The 20281-nt window shown below is 64.3% G+C and carries 14 protein-coding genes, 1 tRNA gene and 1 pseudogene; 11 read left to right on the top strand and 5 right to left on the bottom strand.

Annotated features, from left to right (window positions below):
• Positions 1-71: 71 nt before the first annotated feature.
• The 3 genes and pseudogenes from PJL15_RS17735 to PJL15_RS17725 form a co-directional block, all read right to left on the bottom strand.
• Positions 72-2570 (bottom strand): annotated as a pseudogene (locus tag PJL15_RS17735) (transglutaminase TgpA family protein); the annotation flags it as partial.
• Positions 2567-4102 carry a DUF58 domain-containing protein gene (locus PJL15_RS17730; protein WP_281452454.1) on the bottom strand — a complete coding sequence of 512 codons (1536 nt, stop codon included), beginning with the start codon at positions 4100-4102 and terminating at the stop codon, positions 2567-2569. The gene PJL15_RS17730 and the pseudogene PJL15_RS17735, both read right to left, overlap by 4 nt.
• Positions 4103-4114: 12 nt before the next feature.
• Positions 4115-5206, bottom strand: coding sequence for an AAA family ATPase (locus PJL15_RS17725; protein WP_281452453.1), 1092 nt, complete (start codon positions 5204-5206; stop codon positions 4115-4117).
• Positions 5207-5371: 165 nt separating this feature from the next.
• Here PJL15_RS17725 and PJL15_RS17720 point away from each other — a divergent pair, with 165 nt between their 5' ends.
• The 5 genes from PJL15_RS17720 to PJL15_RS17700 all read left to right on the top strand — a co-directional run bounded on the left by PJL15_RS17720 (position 5372) and on the right by PJL15_RS17700 (position 11502).
• Positions 5372-6268, top strand: a complete 897-nt coding sequence (locus tag PJL15_RS17720) for a TatD family hydrolase (RefSeq protein WP_281452452.1) — start codon at positions 5372-5374, stop codon at positions 6266-6268.
• Positions 6269-6560: 292 nt separating this feature from the next.
• The gene (locus tag PJL15_RS17715) at positions 6561-7721 is read left to right on the top strand and encodes a resuscitation-promoting factor (RefSeq protein WP_281452451.1); all 1161 of its coding nucleotides are present in this window, start codon (positions 6561-6563) and stop codon (positions 7719-7721) included.
• 26 nt (positions 7722-7747) lie between these two features.
• Entirely contained in the window at positions 7748-8629 is an 882-nt protein-coding gene (gene rsmA, locus PJL15_RS17710) for a 16S rRNA (adenine(1518)-N(6)/adenine(1519)-N(6))-dimethyltransferase RsmA (protein ID WP_281452450.1), read from the top strand.
• On the top strand, positions 8626-9618 hold the full coding sequence (locus tag PJL15_RS17705) for a 4-(cytidine 5'-diphospho)-2-C-methyl-D-erythritol kinase (protein WP_281452449.1): 993 nt from the start codon (positions 8626-8628) through the stop codon (positions 9616-9618). Before rsmA ends, PJL15_RS17705 begins: the two co-directional genes overlap by 4 nt.
• A gap of 51 nt (positions 9619-9669) precedes the next feature.
• Positions 9670-11502, top strand: coding sequence for an ABC-F family ATP-binding cassette domain-containing protein (locus PJL15_RS17700; RefSeq protein WP_281452448.1), 1833 nt, complete (start codon positions 9670-9672; stop codon positions 11500-11502).
• Positions 11503-11694: 192 nt separating this feature from the next.
• Here the strand turns inward: PJL15_RS17700 and PJL15_RS17695 are convergent, their stop codons facing one another.
• Together PJL15_RS17695 and PJL15_RS17690 are read right to left on the bottom strand one after the other, a co-directional pair.
• The gene (locus PJL15_RS17695) at positions 11695-12096 is read right to left on the bottom strand and encodes a VOC family protein (protein WP_281452447.1); all 402 of its coding nucleotides are present in this window, start codon (positions 12094-12096) and stop codon (positions 11695-11697) included.
• Between the two features lie 130 nt (positions 12097-12226).
• Positions 12227-12826 carry a TetR/AcrR family transcriptional regulator gene (locus PJL15_RS17690; protein ID WP_281452455.1) on the bottom strand — a complete coding sequence of 200 codons (600 nt, stop codon included), beginning with the start codon at positions 12824-12826 and terminating at the stop codon, positions 12227-12229.
• 276 nt (positions 12827-13102) lie between these two features.
• Here PJL15_RS17690 and PJL15_RS17685 point away from each other — a divergent pair.
• The 6 genes from PJL15_RS17685 (at position 13103) to PJL15_RS17660 (ending at position 20249) form a co-directional block, all read left to right on the top strand.
• Positions 13103-13174: transfer RNA gene (locus PJL15_RS17685), tRNA-Gln, on the top strand.
• Positions 13175-13297: 123 nt separating this feature from the next.
• Positions 13298-14797 carry a bifunctional UDP-N-acetylglucosamine diphosphorylase/glucosamine-1-phosphate N-acetyltransferase GlmU gene (glmU, locus tag PJL15_RS17680; protein ID WP_281452446.1) on the top strand — a complete coding sequence of 500 codons (1500 nt, stop codon included), beginning with the start codon at positions 13298-13300 and terminating at the stop codon, positions 14795-14797.
• Positions 14794-15774: a ribose-phosphate diphosphokinase gene (locus PJL15_RS17675; protein WP_024820149.1), complete on the top strand. Its 981-nt coding sequence runs from the start codon at positions 14794-14796 to the stop codon at positions 15772-15774. The genes glmU and PJL15_RS17675 overlap by 4 nt, the downstream gene beginning before the upstream one ends.
• Before the next feature lie 317 nt (positions 15775-16091).
• Entirely contained in the window at positions 16092-16667 is a 576-nt protein-coding gene (locus PJL15_RS17670) for a 50S ribosomal protein L25/general stress protein Ctc (protein WP_281452445.1), read from the top strand.
• Positions 16668-16789: 122 nt separating this feature from the next.
• Positions 16790-17374: an aminoacyl-tRNA hydrolase gene (gene pth, locus PJL15_RS17665; RefSeq protein WP_281452444.1), complete on the top strand. Its 585-nt coding sequence runs from the start codon at positions 16790-16792 to the stop codon at positions 17372-17374.
• A 142-nt stretch (positions 17375-17516) separates the two neighbouring features.
• Positions 17517-20249, top strand: coding sequence for a helix-turn-helix transcriptional regulator (locus PJL15_RS17660; RefSeq protein WP_281452443.1), 2733 nt, complete (start codon positions 17517-17519; stop codon positions 20247-20249).
• Positions 20250-20281 lie beyond the last annotated feature (32 nt).

Raw genomic sequence — 20281 nt, 5'->3', positions numbered from 1 at the left:
AGCCGCCGGGTCCGGCACGAGTGAGCACGGGTCCCTCCTCGTCGGCAGCGTCGGAGGTGTATAAGAGAGCGGCGCCGCTGGGGGAGTGCGCCCCGCACGGTCCGCCACGCCCGGACTGCCAGCCAACCCGTGGCTTTGCCCAGCGAGCCCACTGCCCGGAACGGCGCACCGAGGGCATGGACCCAGCGTCTCATCATCGACGGCGGCAGCCAGTCCGCACGGAAGCGAACCAGCCAGCGCGCATTGTTCCGCAACGACTCACGCACGACGGCGATGCGGGGCGCCGCTGCCGGGGCGGCCACCGCCAGGCGACCATAACGTTGCCGTTCGAAGTCCGTGGTGAGCGACGCAACGGCGTGGTGCGCGGCGTCGTCGAGCCCTCCGGACTCACCCAAGGCGGCGCTGGAACGCAACCTGCTGGAGAAGTGCCTGGGTGTCTCGCTGGGCGTCGAAGGAACGCCGTAATCGCTGGCGAGGTCCTGCAGCTCGGCCCACGCCAGTTCCGGTGCCGGATCCTTGTACCCCGGCGGCAGTCCGACCGTGTCATCCCTGGGCTTGACGTTCAGGCGGCGGCGCCGGAGGACGGTCCTGCTGAGCCTTGGCGAGCAGAGGAAAGCGGCCAGGAGCAGCAGCCCTGCCGTCGCGGCGGCGATGGCCGGGAGTGGATTGACGCCGGGGGATCCGGCCGCGGGTGTTCCGGCATTCGGGACTGGAACAGGTGCGGTAGCAACGGGAGCGGGCGTGGTCAGGGTTTCTTTTTCGTCGGTGTTGGTGCTGAGGTTGCCCGGGACGGAGTTTTCCGTTGCGTAATCCGGCACCACGCCACGCGACGGGGTGGGTTCGAACGGGACCCAGCCAAGGCCCTCAAAGTAGAGTTCGGGCCAGGCGTGGGCGTCCCGGGCGTCCACCTCATATTCGGGGAACGAGCCTTGGCCCACCAAGGCGACCGATTCGCCGGTGAGGCGGCCCGGTGCGTAACCGACTGCGATGCGGCTTGGGATGCCTTCGGCCCGTGCCATCACCGCCATGGCTGAGGAGAAGTGGACGCAGTAGCCGCTCTTGACCGTCAGGAAGTCGGCCAGGACTGACAGGCCGTTCCCGTCGTAGCCGTTCTGGACGGGGGCTTGCAGGGAATAGGTGAACTCGCCGGAACGCAGGTACTTCTGGATCGCCAGTGCTTTGGCGTAGTTGTTGTTGCCTGCCGGTGCCGTCACCGAATCAGCGGTTTGCCGGACGATGTCGGGCAGGTTGCCGGGAATCCGGAGGAAGTCATCGGAGATGGAGCGTGGGGGCGCCGTGGCCTGGGCCAAGGCTGTGGCGGTGATTTTGGGGGCGGCGGAGAAAACCACGTAACGCTGGGCACGCGTGGTGGTCTCGGTGCTCATGATGCTCAGGGTGTCAGGATCCCAGGTCCACCGCCCGTTGAGGCCGTTGACCGAGGCCGGTGCGAACGGGGCCGGAAGGTAGGGGCTGGTGAACTGGCCGGCATTGACTGAGGTTACGGCGTTGACCACTTCGCCCTGGACCGCATACCCCGTCTCGATCCTGTCGGCACCGGCCCGACGCTGCGCCGTGCGGTCATCAGGCGCCCAGGTTTCGCCGTCGAAATGGTCAATGGTGACCGACCTCAGGTAAAGGGGCGCGCTGGAACTCGTCGCGTACGTAATGCGGCCCGCGCCGGTAGGGCTCCGAAGGCTGTTGCCCAACGTGATCATGGGATTGAGCCCGTTGGAGGTACCCCAGGGACTCAGCCGCGAACCCTGGGGGAACGTGCCCGTTTCGAATCCGGGGATCGCGAGTGGCACCACCATGGTCAGAACAAGGGCCAATCCGCCGGTGACCATCGAGCGCCTGAACTGGCCGGCGCCCCGCCCGGCTCCCGTCTGCAGCCGGGCGTCGGGGGCGAACCAGTGGCTGCATCCGAGAATCAGGAGATAGCCCACCGCCGCGCCCAGGAAACCGGCAATGCCCACGCTTTGCGGCTTGATGGTTGCCGGAACCACCATGACGGCCAGGATCCCGATGCCGCTGGCGGCGGGCATCGACAAGGGGACGGCCAACGCGTCGATGAGGATCACCAGGAGCCCGAGGCAGGCACACATGACGAACACGATCCCGGCGTTCGGCGCCACTGGCGCACTCTCCGAGACAACCGTCTCGGCTGCCCGTTTGATCAGGCGTCCGACGGCGGTAAAGGTACCGCTGGTGGGGATGAAACCGGCCAGGCTTTCCTGGCGACAAAACGTGAAGCTGAGCACTGCCGCCAGGGACACAAAGGACCCCAGAGTGGCCAGCAAGGGCTGGGTGCGGATAGCCCGAAGTCCGGCCAGCGTCAAGGAAACCACCAGGACAGTAGTGATCAACGGCATGAACCAGGCCCAGCCCCGGAGGACACCGTTCAGCGACAACGCGGCACCCAGGACTGCAACCGCAATGGAGCCGGCCATGACCCAGGGATAGGGGCCGGGGCCGGCAGCGCGCGGGCGGGGTTGTGCTGCGGTCCGATTCTGGCCCGGCGTTCCGTTGGCAGGGTCAGAAGCCGGCGGATTCCGGTGGGACGTGGTTGTCATCGGGGCACCGCCGCTCCGCGCCGGACATCCATGGCAGCCCCTGCAGCGGCGACTATTCCGCCTTCATCGAAAGCGGACCAGGCAGATGCCAACTGGGTCTTGGTGGTCACTGCGGCAACGCGCCAGCCCGCCCGCCTCATGATCTCCAGGGCATCCTCACTGCTTCGTGACGTGTCGCTGATTACCAAGGCGAAGGCGTTGGCGCCATATGCGGCCGCGGGAGCCAGCGCCCTGGCTTCCGCCGGCGTCAGGGCGCCCAGCAAGGCCAGGAGGGGCCCGCGCAGCCGATGGGCCGCCAGTTTGTCCATGAGGCGGTCATCGAAGACCGAGTCCGCGACGTCCGCGGGTCCCTGGCCGGGTCGTACTTCGCGGGGCCCCGGATGTTCGGTCCCCGGATGTTGGGAACTGGGATGTTGGGAACCGGGATGTTGGGAACTGGGGCCTTCGGGCCTTGTGCGGCCGGAAACCGGGCTCTCCGACCGGTGATGTTCCTGCCGGGAGTGCCGTGGACCACTGAGTTCGATGGCTGCGAGCCCCTCCGCGATGGCCTGCAAACCACCCGCGCCGGTGAACTCCTCTGCGTCCGGATCCGGTGCCGAGCGGGACCGGAGGAACGCCGGACCGCCGAAAGCATCGAGGATCCGCAACGAGTAATTCCGCTCGGACAGATGCGCCGCCACCGACATCGCGGCAGTGACCATCCATTCGAAATGGGGACTCGTGACAAGGTCCGAGTCTTCATCGTGGCCGCCAAAAACAGATCCCGTTCCGGTGGCGAACGCTGAAAAACGCTGGTCCAGGATCAGCGTGGCTTCCGGCGTCGTCACGGACTCTTCCTGGCGGACCATCAACTGGCCGTGGCGCGCTGTGGCAGCCCAGTGGACACGGCGCATGGGGTCGCCGTGGCGGTATTCGCGGGTCATGATGTCGTCGTCGCTGGGATTGGCCCGGATCCGGGTGGCGGTCACGCCGTCGTTCCCCCTCGCTCCGGCGAGGCCGGTGACCGGAAGCTCGACGGCGGCCGGCGTCACGGTGAGGAGGTCGCCGTCGTCGATTGAATGCCGCCGCAAGGAAAGGCCAAAGGGATCGCTGAACTCGGCGGTTACCGGACCGATCCGGAACTGTCCCCGCTTCCCCGAACGCAGGTGGTACTCATAGCGGCTGGTGCCTCCGGAGGCGGATCGGGCCGGGAAGCGGAAGGCCGGCGGCTCGCCGAAGCGGGGCGGCAGCTGTTCCTCCATGATGACGTGCCCGGTGGAGTAGGACGTGCGGGCAACCGCAAGTCGGACGGTCGTGGTGCTCGAGGTTTCCACGGTGGACGGATTGAACTCCCGGTACACCTGGAACTTCGGTTTGAGGACCCGGACGCCGGCAAGGGCAACCAGGGGGAGCAAGAGCAACAGGACTGCCAGGCTCAGCAGGTCACGCCGGCCCATGACATAGGCAGACCCGAGGGAGATCGCCCCAGCGGCCATAAGGCCCCAGCCCCGGGTAGTGAACAGGTGCTTGGGAAGCCGGTCCATGAGTGCCATCGCGGGTACCTCCTAAACGGCGTGGCGGTCCCTGCGCCACGCGCCGGGCGGTTCCTGGGCAACCGGAAGCGAAGCCAGGATTCCCCGGAGGACACTCTGTGGCGTATCGCCGGAACTGGCTGCTTTGCGGTCGAGGATGATCCGGTGGGCCAGTACTGATTCGGCAACATCCACCACGTCGTCGGGAAGGACAAAATCGCGGCCATCCAGCGCGGCTGTAGCCTTCGCCGCACGCAGAAGCTGCAGTAGGGACCGTGGACTGGCGCCCAAGCGAAGGCGGGCACTGTCGCGGGTGGCCCTTCCGATGGCCACCGTATATTCCTTGATGGCTGTAGACACATGGACCTGTTGGACGGTGGCGATCATGGCAGCGACATCGCTGGCCGTGACTACCGGTGTCACTTTGACCAGAGGAGAAGCTGCCTGGTGGGTCTCAAGCATCTCGATTTCGGCGTCCTTGTCCGGATAGCCCATGGAAATCCTTGCCATGAAGCGGTCTCGCTGGGCCTCGGGCAAGGGGTACGTGCCCTCCATCTCGATCGGATTCTGGGTGGCCACCACCATGAACGGCGAGCCGAGCTGGTACGAGTGGCCGTCCACCGTGACCTGGTGCTCTTCCATGCATTCCAGCAGCGCGGACTGGGTCTTGGCCGACGCGCGGTTGATTTCATCGCCGATCACGATGTTCGCGAACACAGCTCCCGGGCGGAACTCGAACTGCCGGGAGGACTGGTTGTAGATGGACACGCCCGTGACGTCCGAGGGCAGCAGGTCCGGGGTGAACTGGATGCGGGATACCGTACAGTCCACGGTTCGGGCCAACGTCTTCGCCAGCAGGGTCTTCCCAACCCCCGGCACGTCCTCGAGCAGCAAATGGCCCTGGGCGAGCAGGACGGTCAGGGCCAGCTTGGCAGCATCGGCCTTTCCATCAATGACTTTGTTGATCGAATCGAGGATGCGCTCGCTGGCATCGTGGAAGCCGTCCTCATCCATGACCTGCGGCCGGTGCCCGTTCAGTGCTGCTGCGCCCTCCCTGGGCAGCGGACTGTATGCCCCGCCCTGGAGAGGCGAAGTTTCAACGGTGACTTGTCGCTTGGACTCCATGGATTGCCCTTCAGCCTGTGGCCGCGGCACCGCCGGTGCTGGCCGCCTGTCCGTTCCAGACTACCCAGAGTTTGGCCGTCCCTGACATAGTGCTCCCGGAATTTATGTGCCAACTGGAATTTATCCCGGGCCGCAGGAGGACCGCAGTCCGATTAAGGTGGGAGCATGTGCGATTCCCTTGCTCCCGCCCCATACCGCGCGTCCCCGGGCGCCGAAGATAAGCCGGACCCCCGCCGGGAATACCCACCTGCCCCGGAACCCCTGCCCGTTCCGGTGATGGACAACCACACGCACCTGGACTTCAGGCACGGCCTGATCGAAGTATCAGTCCGGGACGCCATGGACTCCGCGCAGGCCGTGGGGGTGCAGGGAGCAGTGCAGGTTGGCTGCGACCTGGAGTCCTCGCGCTTCACTGTGCAGGCCGTGGAAGCGGACCCCAGGCTCTTGGGTGCCGTTGCCATCCACCCCAACGATGCCCCCGTGTACGCGGGACGCGGCGAACTGGAATCTGCGCTCGCGGAAATCGAGGATCTGGCAGCCCACCCCCGGATCCGCGCCATCGGCGAGACCGGATTGGATTTCTTCCGCACTCACGGCGAAGGACTGACCCATCAGCGTTACTCGTTCCGCCGCCACATCGACATCGCCAAGCGGCTGGGGCTGACATTGCAGATCCACGACCGCGATGCCCACGATGACGTGGTGCAGGTGCTGCGGGAAGAAGGATCCCCCGAGCGCGTGGTGTTCCATTGCTTCTCAGGGGACGAGGACCTGGCCCAGATCTGCAATGAGAATGGCTGGTACATGTCCTTCGCGGGAACCATGACCTTCAAGAATGCAGCAAATCTGCGTTCGGCGCTGGCAATTGCCGAGCCGGACCGGATCCTGGTGGAAACCGACTCCCCGTTCCTGACGCCGCATCCCCACCGCGGCCGCCCGAACGCGAGCTACATGGTGCCTTACACCGTCCGGTCCATGGCCGAGGTGACAAAAAGTGACCTGGCCGAACTCTGTTCGCGGCTGGCCGAAAATACCTTGGAAGCGTACGGTTCCTGGGCCTAAACGGCCTCCCAGAGCTCTCTGCTGGCTTCGATTTGTGAATACCCGGTATGCAGAAGTCTTGGTCCGTTTATAACAGATCGGTTACTGTGTTAAACAAATAGCCGGGGTCGGGGAAGGCCTTCGGACAATTGGACCGGTTGATCCCGGACCGATCAGTTGAATGTTTTTTGGCGGCACAGATGCCGGCAGCAAGAGTGGGACCAGGCAGTTTTGCCTGGCCCCTCGGTTTTGCGGCTGGCATTATTTCTGTGCTTTTCCCCGTGCCCGGATGGTCTGAGAGTTATGGGCAATCGTGATCAAGTTCTTCACAACGGATGGCAAGTTCAGCTTCCTCAAAGTAGGTGCCCAGTTGCTGGTAGTCGCAGCGCTGGTGGTCGGTGTGGTCGCCTTCGTCGGCAACAACAAGACCGTCACCCTCAACGTTGACGGAAAGGTGAGCTCCATCCAGACCTTTGGCGGCACAGTTGACGAGGTAGTCAAAGCAGCCAAAGTCGAGTTGAAGGACGCAGACCGCGTTTCGCCGGCCCTGGACACACGGGTGGACAACGGTTCCGTCGTGAACATCAACCTGGCCAAGGCCGTCTCCATTGAGCTGGACGGTGCCCGCAAGACGGTCAACACCACCGCCCCGGACGTTGCCGGCCTGGTCAGCGAACTTGGCGTAGCCAGTTCGTCGCAGGTCTCCCAGCCGAAGGAAGCTGCCCTGGAAGTCACCGGCTCCTTCGTCGCCATTTCCACCCCCAAGACCATCAGCCTCGTTGCCGACGGCAAGAGCACCAGCACCACCACGACGGCGGCCGACGTCGCCACGGTCCTGAAGGACGCCGGCATCAAGGTAGGCGCCAACGACCACCTGTCCCAGCCGGGAAATGCTCCGGTCATCCAGGACATGGTGATCAAGGTCTCCCGGGTGGACACCAGCAAGACAGCTGAAGCCACTGAAGAAGTGCCCTTCGACAGCGTCAAGACCGAAAGCGCAGATCTCTTCAAGGGTGAGGAAAAGGTCACCCAGGAAGGCGTCGCCGGTTCCTTGGTCAAGACATTCAAACTGGTCCTCGTGGATGGCCGCGAAGCATCACGCACCCTGGTCTCCAGCAACGTAGCTACCGCGCCCGTCGCCGAAAAGATCAGCGTGGGCACCAAGGCCCGCCCCGCAGCCACTCCTGCTGCCGCCGCGGCTGGAGCCCCCGTGTCCAGCGGACCCACCGGCGCCCCGAACGAAGCCATGTGGGACAGGATCGCCCAGTGCGAGTCCGGTGGAAACTGGGCCATCAACAGCGGTAACGGCTACTACGGCGGTCTCCAGTTCTCCGGCCCCACCTGGCTTGCCAACGGCGGTGGCGCTTACGCCCCGACGGCAAACCTCGCCAGCAAGGCCCAGCAGATCGAAATCGCCAACCGCCTCTACGCCAAGAACGGCCTCAGCGACTGGGGCTGCGCGCACGCAGCGTGACCCCGGACAGGCGATACGATACCTAGGTGACTGAACCGAATCCCGAACCTGCCGCCGTCGCGCCTTTGCTGGGCGCCACAGACATCCGACGGCTTGCCGAGGAAATCGGTGTACGCCCCACGAAGACACTTGGGCAGAACTTTGTCATCGATGGCAACACCATCCGCAGGATAGTGAATGCCGCCGCGATTGAGGCCGATGAGACGGTCCTGGAAGTTGGTCCCGGGCTCGGCTCCCTGACGCTTGGGCTCCTGGACGCAGCCAAAAACGTGGTGGCTGTTGAGATTGATCCTGTCCTGGCAGGCAAACTGCCGGAAACCGTGCGGACCTGGCGCCCCGAGGCCGAGGACAACTTCCACCTGGTACTCTCCGACGCCATGAAGGTGACGGAACTTCCCGTGGCACCCACGGCCTTGGTGGCCAACCTGCCGTACAACGTGGCGGTACCTGTGGTGCTGCACCTCCTGCAGCATTTCCCCAGCCTTCAACACGGACTGGTCATGGTGCAGGACGAGGTAGCGGACCGGCTCGCGGCAACCCCGGGATCCAAGATCTACGGCGTTCCGTCGGTCAAGGCTGCCTGGTATGGACACATGCGCAAGGCCGGTGTGATCGGGATGAACGTGTTCTGGCCGGCGCCGAAAATCCACTCCGGACTCGTCGCGTTCACGCGCCACGAGCCACCCGTCACGCACGCCACCCGCGAGCAGGTATTCGCGGTCATTGACGCCGCCTTCGCCCAGCGCAGGAAGACCCTGCGCGCGGCACTGGCGGGTTGGGCCGGAAGCGCCGCCGAGGCTGAACGTTGCCTGGTCGCCGCCGGCGTGGACCCCACAGCACGCGGCGAGGTCCTGGATATCTCTGCCTATGTCAGGATTGCCGAAGCCCGTCACCCCGTGGGCGCATGACCCCGGGAACCCGCAAGCCGGGCAGCCTCCCGTTCGCGGGGGACCGCTTCCACGCCCGGACAGTCCGCGCTAAAGCGCCCGGGAAAGTCAACGTCTCCCTCAGCGTTGGACCACTCAGGCCTGATGGCTACCACTCGGTGGCGAGCGTCTACCTCGCTGTTTCACTGTACGAAGAAGTTGCTGCCACCAGCACCGAAGGTACGGGCATCACCGTCAGCATCAGCCCGGACAGCACGCTGGACCTGGACGGCGTGGACATACCGCTGGACGAACGGAACCTCGCGTACAAGGCCGCGGCCATCATGGCTGAAGTCTCCGAGAAGCCCACCGGTGTGCACCTCGAGATCACCAAACGCGTCCCCGTCGCCGGTGGCATGGGTGGGGGTTCCGCGGATGCTGCAGCCACGCTCCTGGCCTGTGATGCGTTGTGGAACAGCGGGCTTTCGCGCGAGGAACTCGCGCATCTGGCGGCTGAACTGGGCGCAGACGTGCCGTTCTCGCTCCTGGGGGGCACCGCCGTCGGGCTTGGCGTTGGCGACAAATTGTCGCCGGCGCTGGCGAAGGCCCAAATGGATTGGGTCCTTGTGTTCGCTGACTACGGCCTGTCCACGCCGGACGTGTTCCGAACCCTGGACGGACTGCGCGATTCCGAGGGCGTGGAGATTCCCGAGCCCGTGGATGTTGATCCCACCATTCTCCAGGCCCTGCGTAACGGGGATCCCGAGACCCTCAGCCGGGTACTGATCAACGACCTCCAGCGGGCTTCGATCACCCTGGCACCACAGCTTCGCGACACGATCGGCTTGGGCGAGGCACGCGGCGCCTTGGCGGGAATGGTGTCCGGCTCAGGCCCCACCATTGCGTTGCTGGCCCGGGATTCCGTGGCGGCAGGCGTGCTCGCCGAGGAGCTGGCACACCGAGGCCACACTGCCGTGGCCGTCCATGGTCCCGTTCCCGGAGCACGGATCATCTCCGATACGCTCCTTTAGTACCCCTGTACCCCCGTACCCCGGCATTCCAGCAGTAGAAAGTAGTACCCATTGGCCCACCTTCTTGGCGGCGAAAACCTCACCGTTTCGTTCGCGACCCGCACTGTCCTCGACGGCGTCACCCTCGGTTTGGAGGATGGCGACCGGATCGGCATGGTGGGCCGCAACGGCGACGGTAAATCCACGCTCATGCGCCTCCTGGCCCTGCGTTCCACTCCGGATTCGGGCCGGGTAACCAAGCGCGGCGACGTCACCGTGGGCTACCTCGACCAAGGCGATGTGCTCGACGGCGACCTGACAGTCGGCGCTGCGATCGTTGGCGACCGCGCGGACCACGAATGGGCGGCGAACCCCAAGATCCGCGAAGTGATGGGCGGGCTCGTAGGCGATGTCGATTGGCACGCCAACGTACACGCACTTTCCGGTGGCCAGAAACGCCGCGTCGCCTTGGCGAAGCTCCTCATTGAGGACCACGACGTCATCATGCTGGACGAACCCACCAACCACCTCGACGTCGAAGGCGTCGCCTGGCTGGCCCGGCACCTGAAGACACGCTGGCGCGCCAACCAGGGCGCGTTCCTGGTTGTCACCCACGACCGTTGGTTCCTGGATGAAGTCTGCAACTACACCTGGGAAGTCCACGACGCCATGGTGGACATGTTCGACGGCGGTTACGCCGCCTACGTTTTGGCGCGCGCCGAGCGCGACCGGATGGCCGCCGTCGTCGAAAGCAAGCGCCAGCAGCTCGTCAAGAAGGAACTTGCCTGGCTGCGGCGCGGCGCACCTGCCCGGACGGCCAAGCCCAAGTTCCGCATTGAAGCCGCCAACGACCTCATAGCGGACGTGCCCGATCCCCGGGATTCGGTGGCCCTTAGCAAGATGGCAACCGCCAGACTGGGCAAGGACGTCCTGGACCTCGAGAACGTCTCGCTCGATTTTGAGGGCGGCGCGGCCGGGCAAAAGCTCTTTGACAACATCACCTTGCGGCTTGCCCCCGGCGAACGCCTGGGGCTCGTGGGCGTCAACGGCGCAGGCAAGTCCACGCTGCTCAAACTCCTCAACGGCGAAATACAGCCGAGCGCCGGCAAGGTCAAACGGGGCAAGACCGTGGTCACCGCCGTGCTCACCCAGGACGTCAAGGAGCTCGACGACGTCTCCGACCTGCGCGTGATCGAAGTCATCGAACGCGAAAAGCGGTCCTTCAGCGTTGGCGGCAAGGAATTCACAGCCGGACAGCTCGTTGAACAGCTGGGGTTCACCAAGGAAAAGCAGTGGACACCCGTTTCCGACCTGTCCGGTGGCGAGCGGCGGCGGCTGCAACTCCTGCGCCTGCTGGTGGGGGAGCCCAACGTCCTCATGCTCGATGAGCCCACCAACGACCTCGACACCGACACCTTGGCCGCCGTCGAAGACGTCCTGGACGGGTGGCCCGGCACTTTGGTTGTGGTCAGCCACGACCGGTACCTGCTCGAACGCGTCACGGATAACCAGATGGCGTTGCTGGGCGACGGTAAACTCCGTGGGCTGCCCGGCGGCGTGGATCAGTATCTCGAACTGCGCGAGGCTGCACTGGCCTCGGGTGCTGTGGGTGGGGGATCCGGTGCGCCGACGTCGGCCAGCGGATCTTCTTCGTCCGCTGCTGCTCCGTCCGGCGCCAGCGAAGCCGAAAAGCGTGAAGCCCGGAAGGACCTCAACAGGATCGACCGCCAACTCGGCAAGATCGCGCAGCAGGAGGAGAAACTCCACGCGCAGATGGCAGCGAAGTCCGAATCCGGCGACTTCGACGCGCTGGGGGAGCTCAACGGCAAACTACGTGAGCTGCTGGACGAGAAAGAGGGGCTCGAACTCGAGTGGCTGGAGGCCGCCGAGATCCTGGGCGAGTAGTCGCTTCGTCCGCACGCTCTATCAGTTGGGCGCCCTTTCCTGCTGACCCTCTCGCGGTTAATCGCCCTTTCCTGCTGACCCTCTCGCGGTTAGTCGCCCTTTCCTGCTGACCCTCTCGCGGTTAATCGCCCTTTCCTGCGGACCCTCTCGCAGTTGGTCGCCCTTTCCCGCGGACCCTCTCGCAGTACTTGATTACGGCTGTGGCTCGTATCCCACAAGCCAGTGGAGGCCGTGGCGGTCGATGACCTGACCATCGCTCGCTCCCCATGGTTTGTGAGTCAGCGGGTCGACGACCCTGCCGTCTTGGGCGAGTTTGTCGAACCACGAGTGCAGCACCGCTGGCTCTGCTGCACCCAAAAGCGAGAGCATGAGGCCTTCAGTGCGCAAACTCGTCTCTTCATCTGCGGCATCCGCGCCAGCCAAGGCAACCGGTCCGATGAGGACCCCGTGGGCAATGGCGTCCGCGGGACCATCGGTGCGTCCGAAGTCTTTATAGGTGTGGAGGGAGAGTTCTCCACCGAAAACGTTGACGTAGAAGGAGAGAGCCGCACGGGCTGTTCCGGGGAAGAGGGCGTAAATCTGGAGTCCTGCCATGCCCCCGATCCTAGCGGCGAATCATGCCCACGGCACTGGCTGACGTGCCCTTGGTGAGAGAGGGTGCTGGGGAAGGGGTGGTTTGGTGAGAGAGGGTGCTGGGGAAGGGGTGGGTTGGTGAGAGAGGGTGCTAGTCTTCGGAGCGCAGCCCGGGCTCTTTCTGCAGCCCCGTCAGCCCGTTCCAGGCGAGGTTCACCAGATGCGCCGCAACAGCCCGCTTGTCCGGGGAACGGCTGTCCAGCCACCATTGACCGGTCATCGCCACCATGCCCACCAGCATCTGGGCGTACATGGCTCCGTCCGCAGCACTGAAGCCGCGCCGGGCGAACTCGTCGGAGAGCAGGTGCTCCACCCGGGCGGTGACGTGGGAGAGCAGCGTGGAGAAGGCACCTTCGGGCTGCGAGGGTGGGGCGTCGCGCATCAGGATCCGGAAGCCGTCCGTGCGGTCCTCGATGTAGCCCAGGAGTGCCAGAGCGGCACGCTCCACCAACACCCGCGGCTTGGCTTCGGTACTGAGGGCCTCAGTGATCGAGTCCAGGAGGATCCGGAATTCGGTCTCCACGACCTGCCGGTACAGGCCTTCCTTGGAGCCGAAGTGCTCGTAGATCACCGGCTTGGAAACACCGGCAGAAGCGGCGATTTCCTCGATCGTGGTGCCATCAAGCCCGCGGGCTGCGAAGAGTGCCCGGCCGATGCCAATCAACTGTGACTTACGCTGCAGGCCAGTCATCCTGACCCGTGCCGGCTGGCCGTTGGAAGCGTGGTCCAAGGGGGCGGAAGTGCCCACGGGCCGGGAAAGTTCAGTGCGCTTGCTCACCTGACCATCATGCCCCAGATGGCCATTGGAGAGGGTGAAGGCACCGGGCGATGGTGCGTCGCGGACCGTTTGCGGGGTGGTCAAGTCGCGAAGCACGCAAAGGTCATGGCAAACTAGTTTCTTGTGTGTGGAACCCGTTGCCCCGGGAGACCCCGCGGGCCGCTGGTCCGAAGGATGATCCATACACGGTCCGCTCTGGTGTAACGGCAGCACCCCGGCCTTTGGAGCCGTGGAGTATAGGTTCGAATCCTATGGGCGGAACGGTCGGAAAACGCGCTCCTTCCCTGTACCTGTGACGGCTCTAACGGCGCCTGGGTCCATTGTTGGATGGCAGCATTCCGAAGCCGGGTTACCCGGGACATACAGAGCAAGGAGAGCCAGTACGTGAGCCCCGAAACCAACGGTCCCGCAGCGGTGATCGTCTTGGCCGCAGGCGCCGGAACGCGCATGAAGTCGCGCACTCCCAAGATCCTCCACGAAATCGGCGGCCGTTCAATGGTTGGCCACGCTCTCCTGGCAGCCCGTGCCATCAACCCCTTGAAGCTCGCGCTGGTTGTCCGGCACGAGCGCGACCGGGTAGCCGAGCACGTTTCGGCACTGGACCCTGAAGCCCTGATCGTTGACCAGGATGAGGTCCCCGGCACCGGCCGCGCGGTGGAAGTAGCGCTGAATGCGCTCGACGCCGATGCCCACCTCACCGGCACCGTTGTAGTTACGTACGGCGATGTTCCCCTCCTCACCGGTGAACTGTTGGCTGAACTGGTCAGCACGCACGAGTCCGAGGCCAATGCCGTTACTGTTCTCACTGCCGTGCTGGATGACGCGACCGGCTATGGCCGTATCCTGCGTGCCGAGGACGGTACCGTCACCGGTATCCGTGAGCACAAGGACGCCACGGAGGCTGAACGCAGCATCCGCGAGGTCAACTCAGGCATCTACGCGTTCGACGCCGCAGTCCTTCGCACTGCCCTGGAAAAGGTCACTACTGACAACGCCCAAGGCGAGATGTACCTGACCGATGTCCTCGGATTGGCGCGCGACGCCGGTGGCCGGGTTGCCGCCGTCGTGACTGAAGACCGCTGGCAGGTTGAGGGCGCCAACGACCGCATCCAGCTTTCCGCGCTTGGCGCCGAGCACAACCGCCGCATCATCGAGGCCTGGATGCGCGCCGGAGTGACCGTGGTTGATCCCTCCACCACCTGGATCGACTCCACCGTCACCCTTGACGAGGACGTCCGTCTGCTGCCAAATACGCAACTGCACGGTTCCACCACCGTGGCGCGGGACGCCGTCGTGGGTCCTGACACAACGCTCACCGACGTCAACGTGGGCGAGGGCGCGAAGGTGATCCGCACGCACGGCTCCGGTTCCACGATCGGCGCCAAGGCAAGCGTTGGGCCGTTCACCTACCTCCGGCCGGGCACCGTCCTGGGCGAGACCGGCAAGATCGGCGCGTTCTACGAGACCAAGAACGTGACCATTGGCCGAGGCTCGAAGCTCTCCCATCTGGGTTATGCGGGCGACGCCGAGATCGGCGAAGACACCAACATCGGCTGCGGCAACATCACCGCCAATTACGACGGCGAGAAGAAGCACCGCACGGTCATCGGCTCGGGCGTCCGCACTGGTTCCAACACGGTTTTCGTAGCGCCCGTAACCGTTGGCGACGGAGCCTACAGCGGTGCCGGGGCAGTCATCCGCAAGGATGTTCCCGCAGGAGCCCTCGCCGTCAGCCTGGCCGCCCAGCGCAACGCTGAAGGCTGGGTTATCGCCAACCGTCCCGGCAGCGGCTCCGCCAAGCTGGCCGAAGCAGCGCAAGAGCTGACCTCCACCTCCACGTCCCCACAATCCCCGGCAACCACAGAAGAAGGCAATCAGGCATGAGCGAAATTACCGCACACGGCGAGAAGAAACTGATTCTCGCCGCCGGAAGGGCGCATCCGGAGCTGGCGCAGGAAATCGCGAAGGAGCTGGAGACCGAGCTCCTGCCCATCGACGCCTACGACTTCGCCAACGGTGAGATCTACGTCCGTTCGGCCGAGAGCGTGCGAGGCACCGATGCCTTTGTCATCCAGGCACACCCGGCTCCTCTGAACAACTGGCTCATGGAGCAGTTGATCATGATCGATTCCCTCAAGCGTGCCTCCGCCAAGAGGATCACGGTTGTTTCGCCGTTCTACCCGTACTCCCGCCAGGACAAGAAGGGCCGTGGCCGCGAGCCGATTTCGGCCCGCCTGGTCGCAGACCTCTACAAGACGGCCGGCGCGGACCGCATCATGTCCGTGGACCTGCACACCTCGCAGATCCAGGGCTTCTTCGATGGTCCCGTCGACCACCTGATGGCGATCCCGCTGCTGGCCGACTACATCCGCACCAAGGTTGAAGCCGACAACATTACGGTCGTTTCCCCTGACACGGGCCGTGTCCGCGTTGCCGAGCAGTGGGCCGAGCGCCTGGGCGGTGCGCCGCTCGCGTTCGTGCACAAGAGCCGCGACCTCACTGTCCCCAACCAGGCTGTCTCCAAGACAGTCGTGGGCCAGGTTGAGGGACGCACCTGTGTGCTGATCGACGACATGATCGACACCGGTGGAACCATTTCCGGCGCCGTCCAGGTCCTGAAGAACGCCGGTGCCAAGGACGTCATCATCGCCTGCACGCACGCCGTCTTCTCCGAGCCCGCAGCGCAGCGCCTGGCTGACTCCGGCGCTCGCGAAGTGGTGGTCACCAACACGCTGCCCATCCCGGCAGAGAAGCGTTTCCCGTCGCTCACAGTCTTGTCGATCGCACCCTTGATCGCGCGCGCCATCCGTGAAGTGTTCGACGACGGTTCGGTCACCAGCCTGTTCGACGGCAAGGCCTGACTCTCCCCGTATCAGAACGGGCCATCCGCATCCTCCGGGCATGCGGGTGGCCCGTTTTTCGTGCTCGTTTTCCTGCTAGGCGTCACGCACTGCTAAACTTCTGGGGATACCTTGGCGAGGGAGAGCACATCCGGTCCGCATTTTGTGGACCAGGGTTGCGGGTCTCCGTTATCGACTGGGTCTGCAACTCCTTCAACACAGGCAGAATGGCTGCTCCGCGGCCGTCCTCAGCCGGGCGTCGAAGGTCTCCAGACCTCCGCCCTTGCTGATTGACCAGCCCGGTTCCCGCCGGGCGCCACAGTAATCAAGGAGTACACATGTCTGAGCAGAAGCTCACCGCAGAACTGCGCACCGAATTCGGTAAGGGTTTCGCCCGCCGTGCACGCATGGCCGGCCAGATCCCGGCTGTCATCTACGGTCACGGCGCAGAGCCGATCCACATCAACCTGCCGGGCCGCGCCACCACGCTGGCCGTGCGTGTTTCCAACGCCCTCCTGGCAATCGACGTCGACGGCGAGCAGCACCTGACCCTGGTCAAGGACATCCAGCGCGATCCCGTAAAGCAGATCATCGAGCACGTTGACCTCCAGACGGTCAAGGCCGGCGAGAAGGTTACTGTCGACATCGCCATCCACGTTTCCGGTGAAGTTGCTCCGGGTGCTGTCGCCAGCCTCGAAGCCACCACGGTTTCCCTGGAAGCCGAGGCTACCCACGTTCCCACCGCCGTCGAGGTCAACATCGAAGGCCGCAAGGCCGGCGAGAGCATCCACGCCTCCGACCTCGTTCTGCCGAAGGGTTCCACCCTCCTCACCGAAGGTGACACCCTGGTTGTCCGCGTTGCTGAAGCAGCCGGCTCCGAAGAAGAAGAGTCCACGGAAGCAGCTGCCGAGTAGTCTTTTGACTGCTTGAGGGCTTACGCCGTGAGTGGCCGGGTACCTTCGGGTCCCGGCCACTTTCCTTTCCTCCGAACAAGCAACCGCGGCTGCTTCCAACTACGTTTCCCTAGGATGAGACCATGACTGACACCTGGCTGATTGTCGGCCTCGGCAACCCCGGCAGCGAGTACAGCAACAACCGGCACAATGTTGGCCAGATGGTTTTGGACGAACTGGCATCGCGCATGGGTGGCAAATTCAAGGTCCACAAGGCGCGCGCCCAGGTAGTGGAAGGCCGCCTGGGTATTGGCGGGCCCCGCGTAGTGCTTGCCAAGCCGATGACGTACATGAACGTGTCCGGTGGGCCCGTGGCCGGACTGTGCAAGTTTTTCGACATCGCCCCGGACCGTGTGATTGCTGTCCATGATGAGATCGACATCCCTTTTAACACGGTCAAGTTAAAACTCGGTGGCGGCGAGGGAGGGCACAACGGCCTCCGGGATATCTCCAAAGCGCTGGCAACGAAGGACTATCTCCGGGTCCGCGTGGGAGTCGGAAGACCTCCGGGACGCATGGATACGGCCGACTACGTGCTGCGGGATTTTGCCACCGCGGAGAAGAAGGAACTCCCCTTCCTCCTTGATGAGGCTGCCGATGCCGTGGAACTGATGATCACCCAAGGCCTGTTGGCCGCCCAGCAGAAACACCACCCCGCGAAAGCTTGAGCAAATCTTGAGTAAAGCCTGATCAAAGACTGACGGTCCGGAGGACCTTAAGGCCTACACAGTGTCGGCCCCCGAAGGTAGTGTGCATGTTACGCAGATGAGCGGTGGGGGACTATCGCGATTGTGTTAGCTAAGGATGCGGATGTCGGCGGAGTTGCTAAACAGGAGCGGTGGAGGCGCAGCGAGGGCTGCGGCTCCCGATCTTGTGGGCGGACCAAGCGATCGACAGACCTGGTCGCTTCTGGCCCGGAGCCACGATCTGTCCAAGGCCGTCAAGTACCTCGGGTCGCCGGAATCCTATGGAGTGGTCCTTACGGGCGAGCGGGGAATCGGAAAATCAGGCCTGGCCCGCGCTGTGGTGTCATCCCTTGGCCCTAAGGTTCACAGCCTGCAGCTCCGAAACACTGTAGCGAACGGCCAAACCCCCTATGGCTGCCTCGGTTTCCTGTTGGCCCGTTTGCCCTCGGAGGCCGTGGGTTCACCTACGGGCATCCTGCATGCCGTGACCAAACTGATCAGGGCCGAAGCGGCGGGCCGGGAAACCGTCTTCATCGTGGACAACGCGGGCGGCATGGATCCCATGAGCACCGGCGTGTTGTTGAACCTCATGGCCACTGGCACCGCCAAAGTGGTTGCCACCGTCCAGCGGGCCAGCGATCTCCCGGCAGATTTCCACCGTATGGTCCTGGACGGTGAACTCGGCGAGGTGCACCTGAACACGCTCACCGAGGAACAGACAAAGCAGGTACTCGGCTCCGTCCTTGGCCACTATGTCTCGACTACCCTGGCCGGATCATTGCATTCGGCCGTCGGCGGGAATCCCATGCTGCTGCACGCGCTCCTTGAGGAGCAGCGACACAGGGGCAACCTGGTCCTGAATGACTCCGTGTGGACTCTCCGGGACCGGATCACGCTGGAGGGTGCCACGGTGGTGGAGGACTTCGTCCGCTCCAGGCTGGCGCGCGAACCGCAGGCCAGCAGGACGGTTGTTGAACTCCTGGCCTGCGCGCAGCGCGCAACCCTGGTGGATCTGGCCGCCATCTTTGGGACGCAGGTCCTGGTGGAGATGGAGGAAACCGGGCTGCTCACGGTGGAGCGGAACGGCGGACACTGGGTCTCCCTCCGGGATCCGTACGTTGGTGAGGTAGTGCGCGGCTGGCTGAGTACGCGCCGCATGCGGGAACTCAGGCTGATGCTGCACGGCCCCAAAGAGCCGGAACTGGGGGGACTGGCCCCGCAGGACCTCCTGAGCTACGCCGCCTGGATGCACGCCTGTGAAGATGAACCGCAACCTTCGCCGGCGCTGGCTCTGGCAGCCGGGGTGGCGGCTTTGGACGATTACGACCCCAACTTCGCCATTCAATGCACCACCTCCCTGGACCCAAAGGACGCGGAATGGGTACGCGGGCAGCGCCTCAAAGCAGCCGCCTACCTGATGCTGGACCTGCCGTTGCATGCCGCGCAGGCATTGGACGAGATAACAGATGCACATATTGCCGGACTGGACCCCATGGAGTTCGCCGAGGTCACAGCAGCGCAATGCCAGGCCATGACGTGGATAGACGGCCGGTCCGCAATGGTGCCGGGCGTCATTGCGGATGCCATGGAAAGGCTCGCGTTGATGTCCGCCGATTATCCGACCGGAACCATGGCCAAAGCCCGTAATAGGCTGCAGCTGTGCAACTACGAGTACAAGACTTACATGGGCGAGTACGCGTCCATGGTGGAGGATCTCGAAAAAGAGCTGGCCAAGGACTACAACGAGGACCGTGAGCATTGGCTCAGATCGTCCTTTTTCCTGATCGAAGCCCGGTGCATCCTGGGCCGCGAGTTGGAAGCGCAGCAGCTTGCCCGGAGAGTTTCACGCCACTTGGGCGACACCGACAGGCCGGCCCAGCTGGAAGAGGCTTTCGCCACGCATGCCTTCCTGGTCCTTCTGTTGTCCGGCCAGTGGCGCAAGTGCATCGAACTGATGCGGCGCACCCCATCCAGGCCGTCCCGCCTCCAGTACCGCGGCGCACTCACGGAGCTGGGGGTTGGCTTGGCCTACGCCTATGCCGGCAAGCCCGCCAGCGCCATCGAACCGCTGCGTTCCGCCGTTGCCCAGCTGGAGCTCCGCCCCGCCATGAACATGAACAAAGTGGCGTATGCTGCCACGGCCTTCGCTTATGCCCAACTGGGAAACTCCGCCGAGGCCGGCCGCTACCTTGACCTGTACAGGACCTGCAGGGGAGTGGGGATGTATTTCTCCGAGTCCGTGGCAGAGTTTTGCGCCGAGATGGCAGGCAGGTGGATGGGAGATGCGGACGTCAAGGAACGGCTCCTGGCCCGGGTCCATAGCGACATCGAACAGCAGCGCTATACGACGGCGGGCATCTGCCTGTTCGGCGCCACGGTGGAGGGGTCGGATGACGAATACCGCCTGCTGGAAGACATTGCCGGCCGCCGGCAGGGGCCGCTGGCCAAGATCTCCGGCGACCTCGCCCGTGGTTCCTTGAGCAAGAGTTCGCGGTCGTTGTTGGCGGCCGCCGACGCCGCCGCATCCCTGGACTTGCTGGTGGTTGAAGCGCGATGCGTAGCCATGGCTTTGGACTTCGCCAGGGATGCCGGCGAGACCACAACGGCCAGGACGGCCCAGCTGAGGCTTGAACGGTTGGAGCATTCGGTCTCGTCGCTTCCCATCCAGCCACGCAGCGACGCGCCGGTATTGACCGAACGGGAACGCCAAATTGCTAAACTCGCCGGAAAGGGTGTCAGCAACCGCGAAATCGCGATGGATATTGGGGTGTCTGTGCGAACAGTAGAAGGCCATCTGTACCAAGTGTTCACCAAGCTCGGTGTTTCGTCTCGGGGCGAGCTCAATGGGCTGCTGTGAGGTAAGGCGGGCAGTATCCACAAACCTGGTGC

Source organism: Paenarthrobacter nitroguajacolicus, assembly GCF_029952445.1.
In the GTDB taxonomy this organism is placed as follows: Bacteria; Actinomycetota; Actinomycetes; order Actinomycetales; family Micrococcaceae; genus Arthrobacter; species Arthrobacter nitroguajacolicus_B.
The sequence above is the reverse complement of the archived record's forward strand: the minus strand, read 5'-3'. Positions and strand labels throughout refer to the sequence as shown.

Bases quoted from the DNA above. Each gene is read 5' to 3' on its own strand.
- PJL15_RS17730 (WP_281452454.1), bottom strand. From the start codon at position 4,102: ATGGCACTCATGGACCGGCTTCCCAAGCACCTGTTCACTACCCGGGGC.
- PJL15_RS17725 (WP_281452453.1), bottom strand. From the start codon at position 5,206: ATGGAGTCCAAGCGACAAGTCACCGTTGAAACTTCGCCTCTCCAGGGC.
- PJL15_RS17720 (WP_281452452.1), top strand. From the start codon at position 5,372: ATGTGCGATTCCCTTGCTCCCGCCCCATACCGCGCGTCCCCGGGCGCC.
- PJL15_RS17705 (WP_281452449.1), top strand. From the start codon at position 8,626: ATGACCCCGGGAACCCGCAAGCCGGGCAGCCTCCCGTTCGCGGGGGAC.
- PJL15_RS17695 (WP_281452447.1), bottom strand. From the start codon at position 12,096: ATGGCAGGACTCCAGATTTACGCCCTCTTCCCCGGAACAGCCCGTGCG.
- PJL15_RS17690 (WP_281452455.1), bottom strand. From the start codon at position 12,826: ATGACTGGCCTGCAGCGTAAGTCACAGTTGATTGGCATCGGCCGGGCA.
- PJL15_RS17675 (WP_024820149.1), top strand. From the start codon at position 14,794: ATGAGCGAAATTACCGCACACGGCGAGAAGAAACTGATTCTCGCCGCC.
- PJL15_RS17670 (WP_281452445.1), top strand. From the start codon at position 16,092: ATGTCTGAGCAGAAGCTCACCGCAGAACTGCGCACCGAATTCGGTAAG.
- pth (WP_281452444.1), top strand. From the start codon at position 16,790: ATGACTGACACCTGGCTGATTGTCGGCCTCGGCAACCCCGGCAGCGAG.
- PJL15_RS17660 (WP_281452443.1), top strand. From the start codon at position 17,517: ATGTCGGCGGAGTTGCTAAACAGGAGCGGTGGAGGCGCAGCGAGGGCT.